The sequence below is a fragment of the Paenibacillus sp. VTT E-133291 genome, assembly GCF_002264395.1.
Taxonomy (GTDB): Bacteria; Bacillota; Bacilli; order Paenibacillales; family Paenibacillaceae; genus Paenibacillus_AQ; species Paenibacillus_AQ nitricinens.
On sequence record NZ_NFVA01000192.1, the window covers coordinates 1 to 2596 of the forward strand.

At 43.2% G+C, this 2596-nt stretch carries 1 protein-coding gene; it reads right to left on the minus strand.

Annotation, left to right across the window (positions count from 1 at the left end):
* Positions 1–361: 361 nt before the first annotated feature.
* Positions 362–2596 (minus strand): S-layer homology domain-containing protein (locus CA598_RS31395; protein ID WP_094879034.1); only part of this gene is annotated, 2235 nt, incomplete at its 5' end.

Sequence of the window (2596 nt, forward strand, 5' to 3'; positions counted from 1 at the left end):
GGGAATGATCGTGTCCTGCATGGGAATGATTGTGATCGCTGTGATCGTGATCGGAGTGTTGCACGTCTACATGTTCAATCTGAGGGTTGTGATTATTCTTGTTCTTATTCATGATTTACCTCCTATTTACCTTCAGCAAGATAGTATTTGTATGCGCGCACAGCGGTATTCAAAAGCTCCAGATCATAATAACATATGAATAAGTGCTCATATGTTATTATGATCTGGATTTTTCTTCTTGTCAATAACAAAGCAGAAGAGGGACATCCTCAGCCAGAAGTCTCTGTCTAAGCTAATAATACAAAGAGGATCCTCCGCAGCTCTACCTGCATGAAGGATCCTCTGAAACCATAACCGTGAATTAAATCAAATCTGATTGTTGTAGTAATCTTTGAATGATAGCCGCAACTTCCGCTCTCGTAATAAAGGCTTTTGGCGCGAGTACATTTCCGCTTCTACCTGTGATAATTCCTGCTTGCAGAGTATCTGCAATGCCACTCTTAGCCCATCCCGATGCTTCAATCGCATCCGTGTAAGAATGCAGCAGCTCACTCGCTTCTATGGAAGGAAGCTTAGCTTTCAAATCGGTAATAATCATAGCTTTAGCAATCATACTCATCGCCTGTTCGCGAGTAATTTTGTCTGTTGGACGGAAAGCTCCATCTTCAAAACCATCGATTAGTTTATAGGAGTAAGCTGTCTGTACCGCATCATTATACCAATCTGAGATCTTTACATCTGTAAAGGTTGTAGTGCCTCTCTCTAACTTCAATCCCAATCCACGAACGATAATAGCTGCAAATTCTGCACGTGTAATTTCCTGACTAGGGTTGAACAACTCGTTGCCGATACCATTAATAACCTTACGTGATGCCATTTCATTAACAATATCCTTAGCCCAATGGGTGGTGACATCCTTGAAGCTCTGCGGATCTTGAACTATGAAATACGTACTGTTCGTTAAACTGTGTATTTTCGCATAACCTTTACCATCAATAACAACGATCTGCGTCGGTACATGACGGAACGTGCCTCCCGCTTCAAACACTAGTCCAGTTGTGATCTTCTTCAGGTCTACGCCATCCGCAAGAGGAATCGTTCTTTCTACATAAGTATTAAACTGAGTGACTTCAATAGTTTTCCCAGCGTAAGTAACCTTTACTGTGAAATCTAATGGCTGAGCTACCAGCGTTAGCCCTTCCTTTTCTGACAACATTTCTATCCTTTTCAGTACATCCGCAGTAGGAACAGAAATTGAAATTTGCACTTTCATATCTTTTAGAGCAATGCCTGTGCCAAACTGTTCTGAAATAGCACTGATATCAATCTGTGCTGCTGACAACGTATAAGTTCCTTTTGGAGTACGAATGATTAACTGTGCCTGTTTTTGCTCCATATTCTTGATAATTTGACCATTTAGCTCTCCAATGATCACATCTGAGGTAGCAGTTACAGGAATAGTTATAATTGCATTCTGACCTTCCTTGTCGATACGTTGCTCTATTTTCGCCTGATCCACAACAATCGTTGTAATCGTCTGTCCATTTTGCTCAGACACCGTTGCTGTTCCGGCATTTTCAACCTTACCGTTCACCAATACCTCAACGATATTACTTGATGGTGTTGGTGTTGCAGTTACAGTTGGAGCCGTTGTTGATGTTGGTGTTTGTGGTGTAGGTGTAATCTCAACCTCCGTTGATGACTTCGGTGTCACGGAGTTCGAAACTTCAGAGGCTACACTACTACCAGCGCTATTAATCGCTTTAACTGAAAACGAATAAGTTGTTCCATTCGCTAGACCTGTTACCGTTATTGGACTTGTTGCCCCAACCGTTACGATATTACCCGGAGAAGCAGTAACCTCATAATTCGTAATTGGGGTTCCCCCGTTCGAATCAGGAACTGCAAATGTTACAGTTGCCTCGCCATCTCCGGCTACTGCTATTAAGTCCGTAGGTGCAGATGGTGATGTTCTTGGTTTCGTGCTAACTTCGTTAGAAGCTGCACTCTCCCCTCCCGGATTAGATGCCTTAACTACGAAATAATAGGATTCGCCATTGGTTAGCCCTGTCACATCATAGTTATATACCGATTCGCTCACCGTAGCTACTTTCGTCTCGTAGATTCCAGAAGAAATCCCCTGGTAGATAGTGTATCCTATTGCACCCTTCACCGGATCCCATGTTAAGCCGATGAGGCCATTACTTGCCACAGGTGAATGAAGGATTGGCGCACCTGGTGCTGGAACCTGAGGCGTTCTAGTTACTTCATTGGAAGCTGGACTGATACCGTCAGGATTAACAGCCTTAACAATAAAATAATAAGCAGTTCCATTAATTAACCCGACAGCATCATAACTGTTCTCAGAGCCACTTATAGTAGCTACCTCAGCTCCATAAACACCTGAAGCTGTAGACTGATATACAGCGTAACTATCGGTACCATATACGGGACTCCAAGTAATACGAATATGTCCGTTCCCTGCCGTCACAGTCTCAATACTTGGCGCAGCAAGTTCAGGCCAGGTAAGGTCAATAACTGCACTAGTAATCTCTGCATGACCTGCCGCATCAAACGCCAGCTGTGCCCCTGTAAT